The sequence below is a fragment of the Chromobacterium vaccinii genome (assembly GCF_001855275.1).
In the GTDB taxonomy this organism is placed as follows: domain Bacteria; phylum Pseudomonadota; class Gammaproteobacteria; order Burkholderiales; family Chromobacteriaceae; genus Chromobacterium; species Chromobacterium vaccinii.
The window spans coordinates 286,276-306,036 of record NZ_CP017707.1 but is presented as its reverse complement, the minus strand read 5'-3'; the positions used below and the strand labels follow the sequence as shown (position 1 = coordinate 306,036).

At 56.0% G+C, this 19,761-nt stretch carries 22 protein-coding genes; 16 read left to right on the top strand and 6 right to left on the bottom strand.

Annotated features, from left to right (window positions below):
- Positions 1 to 126 precede the first annotated feature (126 nt).
- The 12 genes from BKX93_RS01340 to BKX93_RS24325 all read left to right on the top strand — a co-directional run bounded on the left by BKX93_RS01340 (position 127) and on the right by BKX93_RS24325 (position 12,190).
- On the top strand, positions 127 to 552 hold the full coding sequence (locus BKX93_RS01340) for a LexA family protein (RefSeq protein ID WP_082107194.1): 426 nt from the start codon (positions 127 to 129) through the stop codon (positions 550 to 552).
- Positions 549 to 1,835, top strand: coding sequence for a Y-family DNA polymerase (locus BKX93_RS01335; protein WP_070978271.1), 1,287 nt, complete (start codon positions 549 to 551; stop codon positions 1,833 to 1,835). The genes BKX93_RS01340 and BKX93_RS01335 overlap by 4 nt, the downstream gene beginning before the upstream one ends.
- A gap of 201 nt (positions 1,836 to 2,036) precedes the next feature.
- Positions 2,037 to 2,498: an RICIN domain-containing protein gene (locus BKX93_RS01330; protein WP_046156444.1), complete on the top strand. Its 462-nt coding sequence runs from the start codon at positions 2,037 to 2,039 to the stop codon at positions 2,496 to 2,498.
- Positions 2,499 to 3,434: 936 nt separating this feature from the next.
- A complete protein-coding gene (locus tag BKX93_RS01325) occupies positions 3,435 to 6,281 on the top strand; it encodes a ribonucleoside-diphosphate reductase subunit alpha (RefSeq protein WP_070978270.1) in 2,847 nt (948 codons plus the stop codon).
- A gap of 489 nt (positions 6,282 to 6,770) precedes the next feature.
- Complete coding sequence (locus BKX93_RS01320) at positions 6,771 to 7,196, top strand: nuclear transport factor 2 family protein (RefSeq protein ID WP_070978268.1); 426 nt, start codon at positions 6,771 to 6,773, stop codon at positions 7,194 to 7,196.
- 61 nt (positions 7,197 to 7,257) lie between these two features.
- Positions 7,258 to 7,653, top strand: a complete 396-nt coding sequence (locus BKX93_RS01315; RefSeq protein ID WP_070978267.1) for a hypothetical protein — start codon at positions 7,258 to 7,260, stop codon at positions 7,651 to 7,653.
- A gap of 14 nt (positions 7,654 to 7,667) precedes the next feature.
- Complete coding sequence (locus BKX93_RS01310; RefSeq protein ID WP_046156440.1) at positions 7,668 to 7,889, top strand: hypothetical protein; 222 nt, start codon at positions 7,668 to 7,670, stop codon at positions 7,887 to 7,889.
- 45 nt (positions 7,890 to 7,934) lie between these two features.
- Positions 7,935 to 9,017, top strand: coding sequence for a ribonucleotide-diphosphate reductase subunit beta (locus tag BKX93_RS01305; RefSeq protein ID WP_070978265.1), 1,083 nt, complete (start codon positions 7,935 to 7,937; stop codon positions 9,015 to 9,017).
- A gap of 24 nt (positions 9,018 to 9,041) precedes the next feature.
- On the top strand, positions 9,042 to 9,686 hold the full coding sequence (locus tag BKX93_RS24335; RefSeq protein WP_145929197.1) for a hypothetical protein: 645 nt from the start codon (positions 9,042 to 9,044) through the stop codon (positions 9,684 to 9,686).
- On the top strand, positions 9,670 to 10,413 hold the full coding sequence (locus BKX93_RS23290; RefSeq protein WP_083340379.1) for a class I SAM-dependent methyltransferase: 744 nt from the start codon (positions 9,670 to 9,672) through the stop codon (positions 10,411 to 10,413). Before BKX93_RS24335 ends, BKX93_RS23290 begins: the two co-directional genes overlap by 17 nt.
- Before the next feature lie 158 nt (positions 10,414 to 10,571).
- Positions 10,572 to 11,453 carry a hypothetical protein gene (locus tag BKX93_RS24330; RefSeq protein ID WP_145929196.1) on the top strand — a complete coding sequence of 294 codons (882 nt, stop codon included), beginning with the start codon at positions 10,572 to 10,574 and terminating at the stop codon, positions 11,451 to 11,453.
- A 179-nt stretch (positions 11,454 to 11,632) separates the two neighbouring features.
- Positions 11,633 to 12,190: a hypothetical protein gene (locus BKX93_RS24325; RefSeq protein ID WP_145929195.1), complete on the top strand. Its 558-nt coding sequence runs from the start codon at positions 11,633 to 11,635 to the stop codon at positions 12,188 to 12,190.
- A 336-nt stretch (positions 12,191 to 12,526) separates the two neighbouring features.
- Here the strand turns inward: BKX93_RS24325 and BKX93_RS24320 are convergent, their stop codons facing one another.
- Positions 12,527 to 12,808 carry a hypothetical protein gene (locus tag BKX93_RS24320; RefSeq protein ID WP_145929194.1) on the bottom strand — a complete coding sequence of 94 codons (282 nt, stop codon included), beginning with the start codon at positions 12,806 to 12,808 and terminating at the stop codon, positions 12,527 to 12,529.
- Between the two features lie 94 nt (positions 12,809 to 12,902).
- Complete coding sequence (locus tag BKX93_RS24315; RefSeq protein ID WP_145929193.1) at positions 12,903 to 13,313, bottom strand: CDI toxin immunity protein; 411 nt, start codon at positions 13,311 to 13,313, stop codon at positions 12,903 to 12,905.
- 478 nt (positions 13,314 to 13,791) lie between these two features.
- Here BKX93_RS24315 and BKX93_RS01295 point away from each other — a divergent pair, with 478 nt between their 5' ends.
- A complete protein-coding gene (locus tag BKX93_RS01295) occupies positions 13,792 to 14,460 on the top strand; it encodes a BRO-N domain-containing protein (RefSeq protein ID WP_046167775.1) in 669 nt (222 codons plus the stop codon).
- A 79-nt stretch (positions 14,461 to 14,539) separates the two neighbouring features.
- Here BKX93_RS01295 and BKX93_RS24310 read toward each other — a convergent pair whose 3' ends face one another.
- The 3 genes from BKX93_RS24310 to BKX93_RS01280 form a co-directional block, all read right to left on the bottom strand.
- On the bottom strand, positions 14,540 to 14,962 hold the full coding sequence (locus BKX93_RS24310; protein ID WP_046167776.1) for a hypothetical protein: 423 nt from the start codon (positions 14,960 to 14,962) through the stop codon (positions 14,540 to 14,542).
- A gap of 93 nt (positions 14,963 to 15,055) precedes the next feature.
- Positions 15,056 to 15,241: a hypothetical protein gene (locus BKX93_RS01285; RefSeq protein WP_144408824.1), complete on the bottom strand. Its 186-nt coding sequence runs from the start codon at positions 15,239 to 15,241 to the stop codon at positions 15,056 to 15,058.
- 131 nt (positions 15,242 to 15,372) lie between these two features.
- The gene (locus BKX93_RS01280) at positions 15,373 to 15,837 is read right to left on the bottom strand and encodes a MarR family winged helix-turn-helix transcriptional regulator (RefSeq protein ID WP_046167778.1); all 465 of its coding nucleotides are present in this window, start codon (positions 15,835 to 15,837) and stop codon (positions 15,373 to 15,375) included.
- Positions 15,838 to 15,907: 70 nt separating this feature from the next.
- On the opposite strand from BKX93_RS01280, the gene BKX93_RS01275 reads away from it, so the two are divergent.
- Positions 15,908 to 16,444 (top strand): hypothetical protein, encoded by a 537-nt coding sequence (locus BKX93_RS01275; RefSeq protein WP_244887220.1) that lies wholly within the window; start codon positions 15,908 to 15,910, stop codon positions 16,442 to 16,444.
- Between the two features lie 272 nt (positions 16,445 to 16,716).
- Here the strand turns inward: BKX93_RS01275 and BKX93_RS01270 are convergent, their stop codons facing one another.
- A complete protein-coding gene (locus tag BKX93_RS01270; protein WP_070978259.1) occupies positions 16,717 to 17,691 on the bottom strand; it encodes a glycoside hydrolase family 18 protein in 975 nt (324 codons plus the stop codon).
- 366 nt (positions 17,692 to 18,057) lie between these two features.
- Here BKX93_RS01270 and BKX93_RS01265 point away from each other — a divergent pair, with 366 nt between their 5' ends.
- Positions 18,058 to 18,480, top strand: coding sequence for an SRPBCC domain-containing protein (locus BKX93_RS01265; protein ID WP_052717529.1), 423 nt, complete (start codon positions 18,058 to 18,060; stop codon positions 18,478 to 18,480).
- Positions 18,481 to 19,300: 820 nt separating this feature from the next.
- The gene (locus tag BKX93_RS01260) at positions 19,301 to 19,747 is read left to right on the top strand and encodes a hypothetical protein (RefSeq protein ID WP_070978257.1); all 447 of its coding nucleotides are present in this window, start codon (positions 19,301 to 19,303) and stop codon (positions 19,745 to 19,747) included.
- Positions 19,748 to 19,761: the final 14 nt, after the last annotated feature.

The following is a 19,761-nucleotide window of genomic DNA, read 5'->3' as shown; positions in this document are numbered from 1 at the left end:
CGGGATAGACCACCTCGCCATGCAAGCTCAAACCGCGAGCGCATAAAGTCGCCGCTCATCGAATTCCGCTTGGCAAACGGGCGGCGCCTATAGTAATTTGAATTTGTACAATTTCAAAAAAGCGCCATGGACATTTCCAGCATGCCGACCATCCATCGCCAGCCAGCCGCCATCCCCATGGCCGGGCACCCGGTGCGCGCCGGGTTTCCGTCTCCGGCCAGCGACCACATGGATAACGCCATCAACCTGCACGACTACCTGGTGGCCGACCCGCTGGCCACCTTCATGGTACGGGTTCGGGGCGACTCGATGCGCGACGCCGGCATCCTGGACAACGACATACTGGTGGTCGACAAAGGCCTGCCGCCCCGGCATGGCGATATCGTGATCGCCGTGATGGATGGCGAGTTCACCGTCAAGCGGCTGCACCGCAAGGAAAGCCGGTGCCTGCTGCTCGCCGCCAACCCCGCCTACCCTGCCATTGAGCCCGCGGATGGCCAGGAGTTGCAGATCTGGGGCGTGGTGACCGCCTGCGTGAGGAAGCTGAAGTGAGCGTTTTCGCCCTGGTGGACGGCAATAATTTCTACGCCAGCTGCGAGAGGGTGTTCCGGCCCGACCTGGCGGACAAGCCCATCGTGGTGTTGAGCAATAACGACGGCTGCGTGGTGGCCGCCAGCGCCGAAGCCAAGGCATTGGGCTTCCAGATGTTCGGTCCTTACTTCGAAATCGCCGGCCTGTGCCGGAAACACGGCGTCACGGTGTTTTCCAGCAATTACGCGCTGTACGGCGACATGAGCCGGCGCATGATGGCGATACTGGCCCAGCACGCCCCCTGCCAGGAAGTCTATTCGATAGACGAGTGTTTTCTGGATCTGGCCGGCATGTCCGACACCGATGCGCTGGCCCGGCGGATGCGGGAAGACGTATGGCGCCGCATCGGCATTCCGGTCAGCGTCGGCATCGGCCCCAGCAAAACGCTGGCCAAGCTGGCCAACCACGTTTCCAAGCGCGTAGAGGGCTGGGACGATGGCGTATTCGACTGGAGCTGGCTCTCCCCGGCCGAAACCGACGCGCTGATGGCGCGGCTGCCGGTCGGCAAGGTCTGGGGCGTCGGCCGCAGGTTGGCGGCCAAGCTGATCGACAAACATATCGATACCGCTCTGAAGCTGAAACGCGCCGACCCGCGCTGGCTGCAGCGGAATTTCAGCGTGACGCTGGAACGCACGGCGGCGGAGCTGAACGGCGCCAGCTGCCTCAGCCTGGAAGACGCGGCGCAGCCGCGCCAGCAGATCATATCCAGCCGCTCTTTCGGCGAAAAAACCGCCGACCTCGCCGTGCTCACTGCCGCCGTCAGCCATCACATCGCCCGCGCCGGCGAAAAGCTGCGCGAGCAAGGCAGCGCGGCGCGGCTGGTCGGCGTCAGCGTGCGCACCAGTCCTTTCGGCGACGATCCCTACCACGGCTACACCATCGTGCCGCTGATCCACCCCAGCGACGACACCATGGCGCTGGCCGCCGCCGCGCTGGCAGGCCTGCGCGCCGTCTACCGCCGCGGCCTGCGCTATCAGAAAGCCGGCGTGGTGCTGATGGAGCTGTCCCCGCGCGAGCGGCGGCAGGCCGACTTGTTCGCCGCCGCGCCAGATCCGCGCCGGCAGCGGCTGATGCGGACGCTGGACTCGATCAACCAAACCTACGGCCACGGTTGCGTCAAACTGGCGTCGGAGGCGCTGACGCCCAATTGGGAAATGCGCCAGGACGTGCGGTCGCCCCGATACACCACCCAACTGAGCGAGCTATTGCTCATCAGCTCGCATCATTCAACCAATCAGTATTAAATAAGCCTCTCAATAAAAATAAAATTGAGATATTTAATTCAACATACCAAATCACAACCTTGGGTGTAAGTAAAACGCACAAACAAGAAGCCAATTACACCCGAATTAAGCATTTAAACTTAAGCAATTACTCATATAGATAAAGCATGAACATTAACTATCCTTGCTATGGGCACATGCTCATTACTCGAGGAGTCCATCATGGAACAACGCTACGTTCTCCGTTCCACCCAAGACAACCGCTACTGCATCGGCGTCGTCGATGACACCAATGGCGGCAAAGTCGTGCTGGCCAAGTATGAAAGAGGCGGCACCACCCGCACCCGCTGGACCCTGGACCCCTTCACCGGCTTGATTCGCCTCGCCTCGTCGGAACAACTGGTTCTGGACGCCACACCCCAGACGCAAGGCGCGCAGCTTACCGTCACCAATTATCAGTTCGGCAAGAAAAGCCAGACTTGGGATTGGGTGAAAAAGCCGCAAACCATCATCAATAGCGGAAACGGCATGGTGGTGGATAACCAGGGCGCCGTGGTGGAACTGGGCAATCCGATCATTCTGTATACCGATCACAACGGCAACAACCAGCACTGGGAATTCCAGGTGGTGGAAGTCGCGCTGTTCAAGACTGTCGCCGAAGAGGAAGCCGCAGGCGCGAAATAATATCGCGCGGCCCTTGCCGGCAAGGTGTTCAAGCAATACCAAGGGAGTGATGATTTCCGAACAGGAAACGCCTCGGCGTGTTGCTGCGCCGCCATAACCGCATTGCCCGCGGAAAACGCCGCCCGTTGCTTGACTGGCAATAACCAGCCTCAAGCATATTTCAATGGCCGGCGAAGTTATTTCAATCCCTTGCGCAAACTCAGCCATTCCTTACCAGGATGTTTGGCAATCCAGAGCGGCGGCTACCCCGCCGCTCATTGCCACGTTAAATGGATCCATTCTAGGCCCGCGCCATCAACGCAGGCCCGCGAGCGGGGTCACGCGCTACCGTACCGCCGGCATCAAGAACGATGCTCCCCCTTCCATGCCGCTGACCAGACACCTCCCAAGGCGCCGGCGCGCCGCCGGGAGCCTGCCATTCGCCAGCTCATCAGGCCATCCAGCAACTTGGACAACAGCTCCTCCGCGCAGCGCCGGAAGAAAGCCAGCCTCCCACCACAAGCCCGGCATGCCGTCTCGCGCCGGCATCGCCGCGCCCGCAACTTTCACGCCATGGTCGTAGCGGCCACGCAACAGTGCATGTCTACAACATCTTGTGGCCGTCCAATCATGGGCAACAGCTGCTAGCGTATCCAGCGTTTCCTGCAATTTTCTGACAGCCGCATCCGCGCGCCATTTTATCCGCCAAAAATTTTCCCGCCCCGCAAAGCCAATAACGGCGCGGCTTTCCTCCCCGCGGCCAGATTCCCGGCCAAAGTCAAGACTTGAACTACATCCCCCCCACCACTAGAATTTGGGCAGATTTGACGGTGCTGACGGTACATCTTGTGTTTACCCACAGCCCGCACACAGCTTTTCAACAGAATTGTCCACAAGCTGACCTGTCCTCAAGAACGCAGCGCAGCCGGACGTAAACTTCTCTTTATCGAGGGATACATGCAACTGACCACCTTTGAAGGGCAAACCGCCGCGGAACTCGGCCGCGCAGCAGCGCCGCAAGCCGACTTCAGCCTGTACAAAACCATCCGACGCAATGGCGCGGTGGTGCCGTTCGAGCCCGTCAAGATCTCCATCGCCATGACCAAGGCCTTCCTGGCGGTGATGGGACATCAAGGCGCCACCTCCGCCAGCATCCGCGACAAGGTGGCCCAGCTGACCGAACAGGTGGTCAACGCGCTGATGCGCCGCAAGCCCGAAGGCGGCGCCATCCACATCGAAGACATCCAGGACCAGGTTGAACTGTCGCTGATGCGCTTTGGCGAGCACGACGTGGCCCGCGCCTACGTGCTGTACCGCGAGCAACGCTCGCAAGAGCGCGCCGCCCGCGGCGAAGCGCTGACCAGCGTGCAAATCAACGTGCTGCGCAAGGACGGCCGCAAGCTGCCGCTGGACGTGGCCCGCCTGCGCGCCAACATCGAGGCCGCCAGCAAGAACCTGGCCGGCATCGACGTGGACGCCATCCTGGCCGAAACCCTGAAGAACATCTACGACGGCGTGCCGGAAGAAGAAGTGGGCAAGTCCGCCATCCTGGCCGCCCGCTCGATGATCGAACTGGATCCGGCCTACGATTACGTGACCGCGCGCCTGCTGATGGGCAACATCCGCCTGGAAATCCTGGGCGAGGCCGTGAGCCAGGACGAAATGGGCAAGCAATACGCGCCCTACTTCGCCGACTACATCAAGAAGGGCATCGCCGCCGAGCTGCTGGACGAAAAGCTGGCCGAATACGACCTGAAAAAGCTGGGCGCCGCGCTGGACGCCGAACGCGACCTGCAATTCGGCTACCTGGGCCTGCAAACCCTGTACGACCGCTACTTCCTGCACGTGGACGGCACCCGCATCGAAATGCCGCAGGCTTTCTACATGCGCGTCGCCATGGGCCTGGCGCTGAACGAAGTGCACCGCGAAGACCGCGCCATCGAGTTCTACAACGTGCTGTCCAGCTTCGACTTCATGTCGTCCACCCCGACGCTGTTCAACTCCGGCACCCGCCGCAGCCAGCTGTCCAGCTGCTACCTGACCACCATCGCGGATGACCTGGACGGCATCTACGAAGGCATCAAGGAAAACGCGCTGCTGTCCAAGTTCGCCGGCGGCCTGGGCAACGACTGGACTCCGGTGCGCGCCATGGGCTCGCACATCAAGGGCACCAACGGCAAATCGCAAGGCGTGGTGCCGTTCCTGAAAGTGGTGAACGACACCGCCGTCGCCGTGAACCAGGGCGGCAAGCGCAAGGGCGCCGTCTGCGCCTACCTGGAAACCTGGCACGCCGACATCGAGGAATTCCTCGAGCTGCGCAAGAACACCGGCGACGACCGCCGCCGCACCCACGACATGAACACCGCCAACTGGATTCCGGACCTGTTCATGAAGCGCGTGATGGAAGGCGGCGAGTGGAGCCTGTTCTCCCCGTCCGAAACTCCGGACCTGCACGACCTGTACGGCCAGGCATTCGAAAAGGCCTACACCGCCTACGAAGCCAAGGGCGCGCGCGGCGAGCTGAAGGTGCACAAGCGCATTCCGGCCCTGAGCCTGTGGCGCAAGATGCTGACCATGCTGTTCGAAACCGGCCACCCGTGGGTCACCTTCAAGGACCCGTGCAACATCCGCAGCCCGCAGCAGCACATGGGCGTGGTTCACAGCTCCAACCTGTGCACCGAGATCACGCTGAACACCAATGACGACGAAATCGCCGTCTGCAACCTGGGTTCCGTGAATCTGTCCGTGCACCTGAAGGCCGATGGCAGCATGGACGCCGACAAGCTGCAGCGCACCGTCCGCACCGCGCTGCGCATGCTGGACAACGTGATCGACATCAACTTCTACCCGGTGAAGAAGGCGCGCAACTCCAACCTGAAGCACCGCCCGGTGGGCATGGGCGTGATGGGCTTCCAGGACTGCCTGCACATCAAGCGCGTGCCGTACGGCTCCAACGCCGCCGTGGAATTCGCCGACGAATCCATGGAAATGGTGGCTTACTTCGCCTACCTGGCCTCCACCGAGCTGGCCGAAGAGCGCGGCCGCTACCCGTCGTACAGCGGCAGCCTGTGGGACCGCGGCGTGCTGCCGCACGACAGCATCAACCTGCTGGCGGCCGAGCGCGGCGGCTACCTGGAAGTGGACCGCACCGAACGCATGGACTGGAACAAGCTGCGCGACCGCATCAAGCAGCACGGCATGCGCAACAGCAACTGCCTGGCCATCGCCCCGACCGCGACCATCGCCAACATCATTGGCGTGTCCGCATCCATCGAGCCGACCTACCAGAACCTGTTCGTGAAATCCAACCTGTCCGGCGAATTCACCGTCACCAACGAATACCTGGTGCGCGATCTGAAAGCCGCCGGCCTGTGGGACGAAGTGATGGTGGCCGACCTGAAATACTTCGACGGCAGCCTGGGCCAGATCGACCGCGTGCCGGCCGAACTGAAAGCCATCTACGCCACCGCCTTCGAAGTGGACCCGAAATGGCTGGTGGAAGCGGCTTCCCGCCGCCAGAAGTGGATCGACCAGGCGCAGTCGCTGAACCTGTACATGGCCGGCGCTTCCGGCAAGAAACTGGACGAGCTGTACAAGCACGCCTGGCTGCGCGGCCTGAAGACCACCTACTACCTGCGCACCCTGGCCGCCACCAGCGCCGAGAAGTCCACCGGCCGCGGCGGCGAGCTGAACGCCGTGTCCAGCCAGGCGCAATCCGCGCCGGCAGCCGCGGTGGACAACACCCCGGCCACCGACGCCAAGTTCTGCAGCATCGACAACCCCGATTGCGAATCCTGCCAATGATGGATCGCCTCATCACATGGATAAATCTTCTGTCATAGGCCTGGCTGTGGTTGCTGTAGTGGTTGTGCTGGTAATTGGAGGGGTAATTGTTTTCGCAGTATCGAACGGTTACTCGGTGAAGGGCTCTCTTAGTGCCCCTCGCATTAAAAGCTCACTTGAGCTCAACCCCGTAAGCAACAAGAAGTAATTGGACCAATAATTTTTGGTTTTGCTGGCTGTGCAATACAGCCAGCCCTCTTCTTCAAACCAATTTCAACTAAGTTGCGTTGAAAAAGAGGCATCACTCTTGGGAAACCATCTAACGATAGCGTTTCACAAAACAGGTAAAGCCTCTCGCGAGGCTCCGCCAAACCGGGAGGCGCAACCCTCCCCATCCTCAAGCCGCTTGGCCTCCAGGCGGTTTCGGGATGCAAGCCCCGGCCCCGCGCGGATAGCGGCGGACTGGAAAAATGCAATGCCCCGACGCAATGACGAGACGAAAGCCCCGCAATGAGCCTGGAAGCATTTTTCGCGCAGTACCGAGAAGGCTATTCGCAGCTGGACGTGGATGCCGTGATATCGCACTTCACCGTGCCCTTCACCACCATCCACCACGGCGACCTGGCCTGCTGGCAAGACATGTACTCGTTGCGCGCCACCACCTCGGCCCTGCTGGAGTGGTACCGCGCCCAGGGCTTCGCCGGCGCGGCGCACCAAGTGGAAGGCGTGCTGCCGATGGGCAACGACGCCGCCTGCGCCACCCTGATCTGGACCGTGGAGCGCAACGGCCAGCCGCCCTGGCGCTACCGCACCGGCTACCACCTGAAACGGACGGCCGGCCAATGGAAGATTTACGGCGTGGTGCAATACGACACCGCGCCGGAACAGCAGACGATGGCCCAGCCGTCGTCACAGCCGCCAGTCGAAGCCGGCTGACGCGAAACGTGCCGGCCGGGTCCGGCGGGCACGGCAACAGGCAGCGCCATGGGAGGGTCAGATGCAGACATTTGAAAACATCGGCATTACCGGATTTTGCGAAGAAAAATCGCACAACCCGGACAAGCAGTTCCTGCTGTTCAACATGTACCTGCACCTGAGCGCCACGCCGCCCAACGAGTGGAAAGACTTTTTCAGCGAATCCCGCCGCCTGCCCCGCGCCCAGCTGTGGCGCAAGGCCTGGATAGAAGGCGACACCCTGGTGGTGTACTGCCAGCCGGAAGAGCTGCAGCAGGAAATCGAAGAATTGAAGGAAGACCTGTCGGTAGCCAATCAGCAATACCGCCAGCTGCAGACGCTGCGCATCCAGCGCCGGCGGCTGCAGGAACAAGTGGAGCAGGAAGAGGCCTGTGAACGCAGCCTGATCCGCCAACTGGCCCAGCAACTGCGCTTTTAGCCGCGGGAGACGCCATGAGCACCACCGCCTATTACCTGCTGCGCAAGAGCGTGAGCGGCCGCAGGCCCCTGGTGGCCGACGCCGGCGCCCACACCCTCAGCGTGCAGGCCGCCCCGCCGGACGATGCGCCGTCCGCGCCCGGCAGCATTGAAATCACCCGGCAAAGCCAGCTGCAGCCGGCCCAAGCCATGCAGGCCCAGGCCCCGCAACCGGAAAAAGCCGTAAAATCCGCATAAGCAACCGCCGCGTCCGCGCGGCAAAACCAAGAATCAGGAGCACCCATGCTGAATTTCGAAGACGCCGTCCCCGCCCCGTCCGCCGCCCCCTCCGCCATGGACGCCCATGGCAGCGGCCGCGTAAACGTGGTGGACAAGAAGGTGATCAACGGCACAACCGACGTCAACCAGTTGGTACCGTTCAAGCACAAATGGGCTTGGGAAAAGTACCTGGCGCAGTGCGCCAACCACTGGATGCCGCAGGAAGTGAACATGCAGCGCGACATCGAACAATGGAAAACCGGCCAACTGACCGAAGACGAAATGCGCGTCGTCAAGCGCAACCTGGGCTTCTTCGTCACCGCAGACTCCCTGGCCGCCAACAACATCGTGCTGGGCACCTACCGCCAGATCACCAGCCCGGAATGCCGCCAGTTCCTGCTGCGCCAGGCCTTTGACGAAGCCATCCACACCCACGCCTACCAGTACATCGTGGAAAGCCTGGGCCTGGACGAAGGCGAAGTGTTCAACGCCTATCACGAAGTGAAGTCCATCCGCGACAAGGACGAATTCCTGATCCCGTTCATCGACGTGCTGTGCAACCCGGAATTCAAAACCGGCACCGTCGAAAACGACCAGAAGCTGCTCAAGTCCCTGATCGTGTTCGCCTGCATCATGGAAGGCCTGTTCTTCTACGTAGGCTTCGTGCAGATCCTGGCCCTGGGCCGCCAGAACAAGATGACCGGCGCCGCCGAACAGTACCAGTACATCCTGCGCGACGAGTCCATGCACTGCAACTTCGGCATCGATCTGATCAACACCATCAAGCTGGAAAACCCGCTGCTGTGGACCGACAGCTTCAAGGCCGAGATCGTTGAGCTGTTCAAGCAAGCCGTGGAGCTGGAATACGCCTACGCCGAAGACACCATGCCGCGCGGCGTGCTGGGCCTGAACGCCAGCATGTTCAAGGAATACCTGCGCTTCATCGCCAACCGCCGCATGCAGCAGATTGGCCTGGACCCGCTGTTCCCGGGCGTGAACAACCCCTTCCCGTGGATGAGCGAGATGATCGACTTGAAGAAGGAGAAGAACTTCTTTGAGACTCGCGTCACCGAGTATCAGACTGGCGGGGCGTTGAGCTGGGATTGACAAAGTCATAATCAATAAATAAAAATGCATGCCTCGGCATGCATTTTTATTATCCATATTATGAAATTGTTAAACATTATCAATCCACTATCTGCGTTTTGCTCAATTATCGGTCTCATCTATTCTATATTAACCAGCACTATCAATGGTGGGAGTGCTGTTTTTTTTGGCATAACTATTGGAATTGCACTTTTAACTGGTGCCGCTACTGCATTCCAAGAGTGGAAAACGGGCCCTAAAAAATTCAACAAGAGTAACATTCGTGGCATAAACCAGTATCTTAGCTCATGGATTGAGCACTCAGGAAAAATCGTGATTAGTACGAATGACCTATCCTGGGGAAATGGCGATGCTCTAGAAATACTTAGATCCAAAGCCCAAAGTGGTGATTTAACAATTATTGCACCTGCCAAGACAAATAAATTGCAAGAATTGGCAAATGAAGGAGCTAGTATTCTTCTATACAAAAGCCCTTCAATAGCAACGCGTTTTACATTCATAGACTATGGAAAAAATACCGCTCGAGTTGCAATCGCTGATGCAGATAACAATGGCAGCAAGCACATAATCTGGACTCACAAAAGTGGAGATGAGCAATTCACACTGACCGATGACATCGTAAAAATAGCAAAACAAGCCGGCGAGCAACTAAATGCAGAAAGTAAATGAAAAAACATATGCCGAATTAGCCAAAGAATGGGATGAGATAGCGGATAAGCGTTATCAACAAATGGCAAACGGCATAGATAACAGCTACGACAAAATAATAACTCCATTCATTCTGGACAGTACAAATAAAACAGACCTTACATCCCTAATTGACGCAGGCTGTGGAAATGGAATTTTACTAAGTAAAATTGAAAGCCATGCAAAAGCATCTGTTGGTATCGATATTAGCAAGAAGAATATCTCCATTGCCCGCAACCTATGCAAAACCTCTAAATTTGACTGCTGCTCAATTGAGGAATTTTCCAAGAAAAATAAAAAATTAAAAGCAACTACCATTATATGCTGCATGGTTTTGATGGACACTCCATCTCTTACCGACACAGTTTCCGCACTAAGCCGCTTACTAAAAAAAAATGGAAATCTTATTTGGGTGATAACCCATCCTTTTTTTTGGCCTCGCTACTGGGGATATGAAAATGAAGATTGGTTCAAATATAGCGACTCAATACCAATTGAAGCTTTCTTCAAAATATCAAATGAAGAAACCACCTTCAAAACCACTCACACCCACCATCCTTTATGGAAATACATAAACACTTTCCACAACAACGGGCTTTCAATTGAAACCATTTCAGAGTTAATGCCAATAAAAAACGACAATTTCAATCTAGAAAATCAACCCAACTACCCCAGATTTCTCGCAGGGATATGCCGAAAACTATTCTAACAACAGCTTTACCTTGGAGATCCAAAACACGGAGGGTATATCTTTTAAAAACAATTAGGCCAAGTAAAAATGCTTAACTCGCAATAAATCTCGAAAAATTAAACACTCTAGCCTAAAATTAAACATCGACAACACCAAAAGAAATGGCATGACCTACTATGCCCAAGCAGAATCCTTTTTCCCTATACGACTTCCTAGGGTATCTAATACCTGGATATGCTTCTCTCTTACTATGTAGACTCTACCTTTCCCTCTTCCTCCCTCCCTGTCAAATCCCACCGCTCGACATAAACAGTGCAAGCACTGCAGAGCTAATTAATATAGCCATACTTTCATATGTAGCAGGCCATCTCTTTAACTATCTCTCCTCTATAACTGTTGAACATTACTCAATAAACACTATCGGCTACCCAACAGGGTACTTACTTGACAACCATACCTTCAAAAGTTATTTTGACGTCAAAGACAAACCATTCCAAATAAAAAGAAAGATATTAAGAACGATAATTACAGCGGCGATACTTCCCATATATGCAATAGACACAACACTAGATAAAACATTAAGCATCAGACATCTATATGCAAAAAATCTTGACTCATTCCTAGTGGATACAATAAATAAAAAAATACTAGAAATGTTAGCTTTAGAAGGAATACAAAACCAAGATGCAATAAAAAACAAAGACATTCACCGCCTTATTTATCACTACATAACTGAGCACTCAGTCAATCACTTCAACAAAGCACAGAATTATGTTGCAATATACGGACTACTGCGTTCATTTGCATTGCTATCCAGTCTATTGACAATTTTTCTGCTGGCACAAAGCATTCAAATATTACTAGAAGCAGAAACCTACAAGTCATTATTTTCAAGATTTGATCTTATAGCTCTCATCTCTTCATTTTCAATCTCTTACTTATTCTATCTAGCTTTTGTAAAATTCTATAGACGATTCACATTAGAGTCCCTAATGGCACTCACTGCAATAATCTCTACCAAGAGTCGAAATGAATCAAAACAAATCAATGAAGCATAAATTCACACAAGTGGTTGCAGCACGGTAGGTTGGGCTGAACTTGTGAAGCCCAACGTTTACCGCGAAATTGAAGCAACCCATTGAGATCGTCATTATCTTCTGGAATCCGCTGCGCGGATAATGTTTAATATGCCGGTTCCGCCCGGCAAACGGGCAAGGGGATTGCGCGGCCAATCCCCTTGCAACCCCAGGCCGCCCCTACAGCGCTGCGAAACCCCGTCTTTCAAATCAGTCTCGGGGAGCTGCCGGGACTAGCGGGGCGCTACCGTTGCGCCGAGTCAAACAAGCAACAGCTTAAAGCCTTGGGACTGGTTATAAAACTGGTCAGTGCTAAAAATAAGTGTATTCTCACTAAAATAAAATCCATAAAATATGGAGCAGCGCAAATGCAATTCCTGCCTGAAGAAAACTATTCAAAAGAAGAAGCAAAAGTCATTTCAAAATCAGATGACAAACTCCTTATCTGCAAAATGCTAACCAGTCTATCCAACATCGATGACTTCGAGTGGACTCAAAGCTTCTTGCTGACACATATCGGCGATGAAGATTTAGATATAAATAGATGCGCTATTTATGGCCTTGCGGGAGTGGCTCGCAATTTTGGCAAAATTGATAAGATGAAATTTCAGCAAGCAGTATTAGACATTCCGGCCAAACACGCGGAAGAACTTGAAGGCGTCATTCAAGATGCTCTTGATGACTTCGCCATTTACACTCAGCACGGTAGGTTGGGCTGAACTTGTGAAGCCCAACGTTTACCGCGAAATTGAAGCAACCCATTGAGATCGTCATTATCTTCTGGAATCCGCTTCGCGGATAATGTTTGACATGCCGGTTCCGCCCGGCAAACGGGCAAGGGGATTGCGCGGCCAATCCCCTTGCAACCCCAGGCCGCCCCTACAGCGCTGCGAAACCCCGTCTCTCAAACCAGACTCGGGGAGCTGCCGGAACTAGCGGCGCGCTACCGTCGCGCCGCGTCGAACAGCCGGCAGCTTAAAACCCCGAGTCTGGTTTGAAAGCCGGCTTGCGCTGAAGGGGGTTGCTGGCAAATTGGTTCGATCACACTTCTAAGCTTATAATTCAGCATCCGTAGACCATAAATACTTCCCATAATTATCGATCCAGACTAAATCACCCTCTATCCAAGCATGTGTCTTTGATACTCCATCACTGTCGTATGGCAGTACAGTCAAAAATTGATCATCATCAAACTCATCATCAGGCCAGCAGTTCTCCATTATCTCAAGAACAACATTAAAATCTTGGACAATCTCGGATCGACAACCCCATTTAACTAGATTTGAATCAAACAACAAACGTAAGATGTAAAGAAATATCTCTCTTTTCTTTTCCATACTTAGGGCTGTTTCAATCTGATTCCATAGGCATTTTCATGAAATTCATTAAGCTGCGCTTTTAACCTCTCCCGCTCATGTACTAACAACACGCTCATACCTCTCCAGCAGAGTTATGGCTAACTAAAAGCCCAGTTCCAGATGACGATGCTTCCACAATTGCCACTGCCTCATATTGATAGATGTAAGTTTTGAATCCAACGGCAAGAATATCATCAATACAGCTTATAACTTTTGAAATGCACGAAGCTGGAATTTCTAAAATTGGAACAGCGGTATCATCCCAAAAAATATAGAGCCTTCCACTTTCCTTATTGAACTGGTCTAGTAGATTCCTGACCTCTCCTCTCCTCGAGAGGCACCCATCACCAATTTGCAAACTGCCAGATACTGAAAATCGAAAATTCTTTTCAATATCAGAAAAAATAACTTCAGCATCATTGGCACTTACAACCTTCGCATCACAACCCAAAGCTTGCAAACATTCGGCAAATAAAACCGACATAGCCATCTCCAAAACCAAGTTACTGTCCATTCTACCTGACTGGATTGACCCCAAGCAGCTGCACTGTTAAATTGACGGCTGGTGCTCAACACACCACTCCGTCAGCGGTTTAGCCTGCGCCCGTAAGTCGTGGCTTTTTTGCGTCCATAGGTTTCCTGTCGTGCCGCTCACTCGGCGCGTCCAAAGCTTATGGCCGGGTAGCGTGCAGCCATACAATACCCCGGCAACGGGGGAAATCTGCGGGCCGTCTGACGGCGGTGTTGAAGTACCCGGCCGCCCCTCTCAACAGGGGGCGCTTTAGACAAAACCGTCAGGAGTCCATGACCATGGATGCTCGTCTTGTGTTTGTCGTTTCTCTTTCTCCTCCTCTTATTCGCCCTCCCCACCGCGTGTCGTATGCATTGTTGCGCCTGCGCGCCGCGTATCGGCTTGCATTTCTGGCGGCATGGCTTGCACGTTTCATTGGGGAGGCTCGGCCATGAATGCGGCTATCGATCAGCAGGTGAATACGCCGCTGCGGCTGGATTTCGCCAAGGGTCTGGCCATGCGGGTGCTGCGGCGGCCGGAGGGGTTCTGGCTGGTGGCGGCGGATGTGGCCGCGTCTATGAAGCTGGAGGTGAAGGATTTGCTGAAGGCGCTGGGCGAGCCGCTGGGGCGGCCCTTGCGGCTGGCGGACGAGGCGGAACCGGTGTTGTGCCTGTCCGAGGGCGAGCTGGACGAGGTGTTTCGCCGCATCAAGAAACCGGGCGCGCGGCGGCTGCGGCGCTGGTGGCTGGAGGAAACCCGGCCAGCCTTGCTGCATGAGGCCGGCGCGGCCAATACGGCGGAAACCCTGCACCTGGCGCTGGCCCTCGCCGCCGAGGCGGCGCAGCAAGTCAGCCGCGCGGTGATGGAGGCGGTGCTGAGCGAGCCCGGCCGCTGGCAGCATTCGCGCTGGGTGGTGGCGCTGGATTACGCGCCCAACAACAAGCAACGCTGGCCGCACGGCAGGCTGATCGGCTTGAACTGCTGCGTCTCCACGCTCAGCGGCATGGCGGAGTTGATTGCCCCGCCCGGCAAAATGCCGGCCACCAGCGCGGAGTTGCTCAAGCTGGCCACCGCCTGCCAGTTGCGTTTGTCGGAGCGAGTAGACAAATTTGCCAGCTAAGTGCGCATCTCAATTAAGAAACACCGCTTCTGCGTTGCGAAGCGGTGTTTTCATTTTATGCGGAGCGCCAGCACAAGCATCAGCTATTGGCCTGGTAAGCCTTCAACACTTCTAGACCGCGACTTTCGGCGCGCACTTGGGCCAGGGTTCCAAACGCCTTGCTGCTGTCTATCAGGCTTTGCGTACCGGCTAGCAAATCAAACCGCTCCGCTTGCGGCGCGTCTTGCTGTTCGTTAAGTAAGCGGAGATAAACCGCAGGCACCATGCTCTGGAACTCTTCCGAACTCAACTTTCCCGTATTGGCTAAGCCCGACAACACATCATAAGCCTCTCCCGTCGTAATACTTTTCAAGTTGAGATGCTCGGGTGGCGCCGCAGCCGCGGGAAAATTACTTTTAGGTTTTGCAGCATCCAGTAGCTGGGGGAAATTGGGTGTAGCCCCGCGTTCAAAAATGGGCCTAGTTGCTATCGTTTCTTGCTTTAAAATTGCGGATAACAGCATTTTTCCTCCTTTGCGCATGGTGCTCAATAAAGCTTCAGTTAGTACCACAAGCTTGCCACATACTCTTTGGTATGCGCTATTGTACGATCTCCTTTAATTACGCCCATCATAGGCAAGCAGCCGGAAAACTGCTGAAAGCACCATCCACAACACGCCCATGGCCGGCAAGAAATACATCGCGGCCATCTGCAAGAAAATGATGAAATACAGCCACTCTCCATCCGTTGCGCGCCAACACCAAACTATGGCAATCACCCAATAAAGCGCTGCCACGATCAAAAACCTTTTCCCTTCACTTATCTTTGTTATCCGCATCTCGCCAAGCCCGTCCTATGGATATTCATTTCTGCCTCTCAGTCACGCCCTGCGTCTATGGCGCGGAATCGGCAAAAGCTGACGGAATGAACGGCTCAACCCGCATCTTCCGCCAACCGCGCCTGCAGCATGGACAGCACCCGCCGCAGCGCGGCGATGTCCTCCAGGCCCATGCCCTCCGCCAGCCGGTTGACCCACGGCGCTTGCAGCTTCATCGCGGCGTTGTAGGCTTCCCTGCCCAGATCGGTCAGCACAATCAGCGAGGCGCGGCGATGGTGGGGGTTGTCGGCGAATGCCACCCAGCCTTCCTTGGCCAAATCGTTGACGATGCGCTGAACGTTCTGGCGATTGCCGCCCATGTCGCGCGCCAGCCATGCCACCGGCTGCGGGCGCTCGGCCGCCACTATCGTGCCCAGCACCTGCCAGCGGGCGCTGGTGAGGCCCAGCGGCGCCACCAATCTATCCCCCTGCGTCAGCAAGCCGTTGTTTACCCTGAATAAGTCCAGCACCACATCCGACAACGCCTCGCCCGCGGCCGTTCTTTCGTTTTGCTGTTGCATTTCTCCCACCTTGCAAACGGACAACAAAATGTCTTTTTGACATCATGGTGTCAATGTGAAAACATGAACCATGTTAGCCGATGTAGCGCTCATTGTCTGCGCGCGCGGCGGCACCGCGTTTCGTTTCATTCGCAGCAAGGATTCAAGCATGAACAAATCTCTTCTTCACGCCGCCGCCGCCACGGTCGCCGCCTTGGCCATTGCCGTCTTCTGGAGCGCCACCGTCGTCTCCGAGCTGTTCCTAGGCCATGGAGACATCGCCGCCGTCAAACATGCTATCGCCTGCATCGGTGTGCCGGTATTGGTAACAGCCATGGCGTTGACGGGCGCCAGCGGAGCCATGCTGGCCAAGGGTCGCAAAGGCAAACTGGTGGAGAACAAAAAGAAGCGGATGCCGCTCATCGCCATGAACGGTCTATTGATCATGATCCCCTGCGCGCTGTTTCTAAACCTGCGCGCGCAAGCCGGCGTGTTCGACTCGGTGTTCTACGCGGTTCAGGCCCTGGAGCTGGCCGTGGGGCTGGCGCAGCTGACGATGATGGGGAAAAACTTCCGCGACGGCCTAAAGCTGGCCGGCAAACTGCGCGCTCGCCCGCAAACGGCCTGAGTCCCGCAGGCACGACGCAAACCTTGGGAACGAGACATCCCATGGCTCGGCCAGTACGGCCGGATCTGGTGGCGGACGAATCGCGGACACCTCTCCTCCCCCCGCTCGGCAAGACTGGCAGGAATGCCGCGTCAGTTCTCAGGCGCGGCATTGATTGCCAAACCAGGCAAGATGCCTGTCACCAGCAACGCTGGCGGAGCGGACTGAGAGCATGGCGGAGCGGCGCGCTCCGGTAAGCACCGCTTAAGGCGCATCCCGTCTCGACTCGGCCGTTACGGCCGGCCTGACGTTTGCTTGGCGTTCAGTATTTGCGTGAATACTTGGTCCCAGGAAGGCGCAACCGCATTGTTCGAACTATACGACCAGCCATTCAACCCGCCCGGCGCGACATTTAGCGCCGACAAGGCATCCCTCAGCTGAGCGGGACTGACATAGCCGGAACTGCACTCAACCGGCGGCGGCGCCATCGCAACGGTAACCGCAACCTGACGAGCGCTGGTGCTGGCGCCCGCCACCATTGGCCAGTCGTTTAGCAAAACGGCTAAGGTGTTTTCCACCGCCTGCTGCGATGCGAAATCGCTCTGGTTGTATATCTGCACATTCAACCAACTCACCGCCTCGCCGGAAAGCTGCATCATCTTGCTGTACAAGCCGTTGGGGTTGGCGCTCACCTCGCCAACGCCCCAGTCGCCGATCAGCAGATAGGGGGTTTGCGGCGCATGCGTCAACAGCGCTCCCGATGGAAGATCCCGGCGCAGCGCCAGATTAAGGTTGGCCAGGCGGCAGGCCCAAAAATCGCTTTGCACGCCGCCGCTATAAGAAGCGAAGTTTTCAAGATCAAGATCAATGCCATGGAAACCCTGGCCATAATCGGTTGGATACAAAGCGCCCGACAGTGAATGCACGGTTATCGGCCCACCCCGCAAAATCTGCCAAATCGCGGCCAGAAACGGGGCATAACCTGCCTGGCTGATCTCGGTGGACTCAGGGGATAGGAACAGGAATTCCAGCGTCTCCGGCAGCACCGCTCCGCCGCCTATCGAGAACAATACTTTCTTGTTGCTGCGGTGCAGACGATCGATCCAGTCGCCAGGCTGCCAATCCGCCATCGGGCCGTCGACACAGGCTTGGCCATTGGCAAAGCTGACGAAGGTGGCAATAACCGTATTGAATTCTGAATCGCACAATTGATCGATATCGCTTTTCGGGCTTGCCTTCAGGTATACCGCCTTGATCTCTTGGTCCATGATCTGCTCTTGACGAAATTATCGAAACTGAGCGCGCCACCCTGCCGGATAAGCCGAAAAATCTGCCGCTCGCTTTGAATAACGATCAGGGCTTAAATGCGTGAATGCCTGCTGAATCGACAGGCTCCAGCTCAACACTCATCGGGATGAGATAAAAAGCGACGATACCGCCAGAGCCGCTATTCCAAATAAATGGCCTGGCGCATCAAGCTTGTACTGGTTAGCAGTATTTCGCGCCTCGCGGGATGCGCCCTTTCTCTTCCATCCAATCAAGCAGAAAACGGCATCGCCCGCATGCTGCTAGAATAGGATGAAGCCGAGCAGTAGATGTCTCTCACTGACTTCCACCAAAAGATGGAGCAAACGATGACCACGTTCACCGCCTCTCGCGACATCCCCGCCAGCCGGGAGCAAATTTTCGCCGCGATCAGCTCGCCGGAGCGGCTGGCGCGCTGGTGGGGCCCCGCCGGCTTCAGCAACACCTTCGATGTATGCGAGTTCCAGACTGGCGGGCGCTGGTCGTTCACCATGCATGGTCCGGATGGCAAAAACTATCCCAATGAAAGCGTGTTCGCCGAGGTGGCCGAACCGGAGAAAGTAGTTGTGGAGCATGTCTCCAGCCCCGCGTTCCGCCTGACGATTGCGCTGGAAACCCGGCTGGGCTCCACCCGGGTGATCTGGTCTCAACTATTTGAAGACGCCGGCCAGGCCGAGGGCTTGGCCTCCATCGTCATTCCCGCCAACGAACAAAACCTGAAGCGGCTGGAGGCCGAGGTTCTACACCCCTAGCCAGTAGGTTCCGCGCGCGATGTCCCTCCAAGGCCGCTGCAGGATGGCGCCGCTCCTGCGCCAGAGGCGGCTCATGAGGCTGGATCAGAACATGCATGCAAAAACATGCGAAATCAGATCGTTGCTGTCCAGATGCAAGGCGTAGGTATTGATCATCCCTAGAGTAGGTCTGAACAAGCCCCCGGCCTTGCCGTAAACTGCCCCCATCTCAGCCAGCCCCGGGACGCCGCCATCCGACAGCAGATGACCGTCTTCGATCTCGAACTCGCCGCAAGAAGAAACGCACCCTCCGCGAAATTTTCCTGGCCGAGATGGATAAGGTCATGCCTTGGGCGCAGCTCGAAGCGGTCATCGATCCGGCTTATTCCAAGCCCGGCAACGCGGCAAAAAATGGCCGCTGCCGCAAAAAGACTTTGAACAGACTCTAAAGTCAATCCAATCTAATCGGCTGCGCATGGCGGCGCCTGTCGCCCACCCCCTTGCAGACCTCCCTTCTGGCTTTTTCGCGGCTTAACTGCTGCGTATAAGTACTAATTGAATTTCCATTGCGGCGAAATTTATAACCAATATGTTGTGAAAAGCGAATACCCGGAAATTCTTGCCATTCATAAAAAAACAAGAGGGGGACAAATGCAAATGAATCGCATATTCAATATTGCCGCATGGCGGCATCTCCTCTCTTGAATACATCCACCCCGCACCTCGCCCGCCGCATCAATCCGTAAAAATCAGCAATAGTCCGCGCCATGCCTGGCTGGGATCGCGCCTGGCATTTCCGGCTCAAACACGCCGTCATTCACGCATCTGGAGGGAAAAGCCAATGAACGAGCCCCTGCTTTTGTTTTTGGATATTTCATCTCATCTGACCGGCTTCAGCGTAACGGAACTGGAAGCCACCGGCATGTCCGGCGTCTACTGGGACACGGTCCAGTACCAGAGCGCCCCCTCGATGCTGGATGGCTTCCTCAACTGCGGCAGGCAAATCCTGAAGGATGGCCGCGGCAATGAAGACGAGATCCACCAGATGATGGCTTCGCAACTGTTCCCCGCAGACAAGTTCGGCTGCCTGGCGCAGAACATCATCAATCTCTGGTACTTCGGCCAATGGCCGCCGGCCAACCAGAGCCTCAGCCTGGCCATGCAGCACAACGTCAGCCCAGAGGCCTATGTCCAGGGCCTGGTGTGGAACGCGGCGCAAACCCATCCGCCCGGCGCCAAGCAACCCGGCTTCGGCTCCTGGGCGGAAAAACCGCTCGGCGCCGGCTGACCTCTCTTTCGATT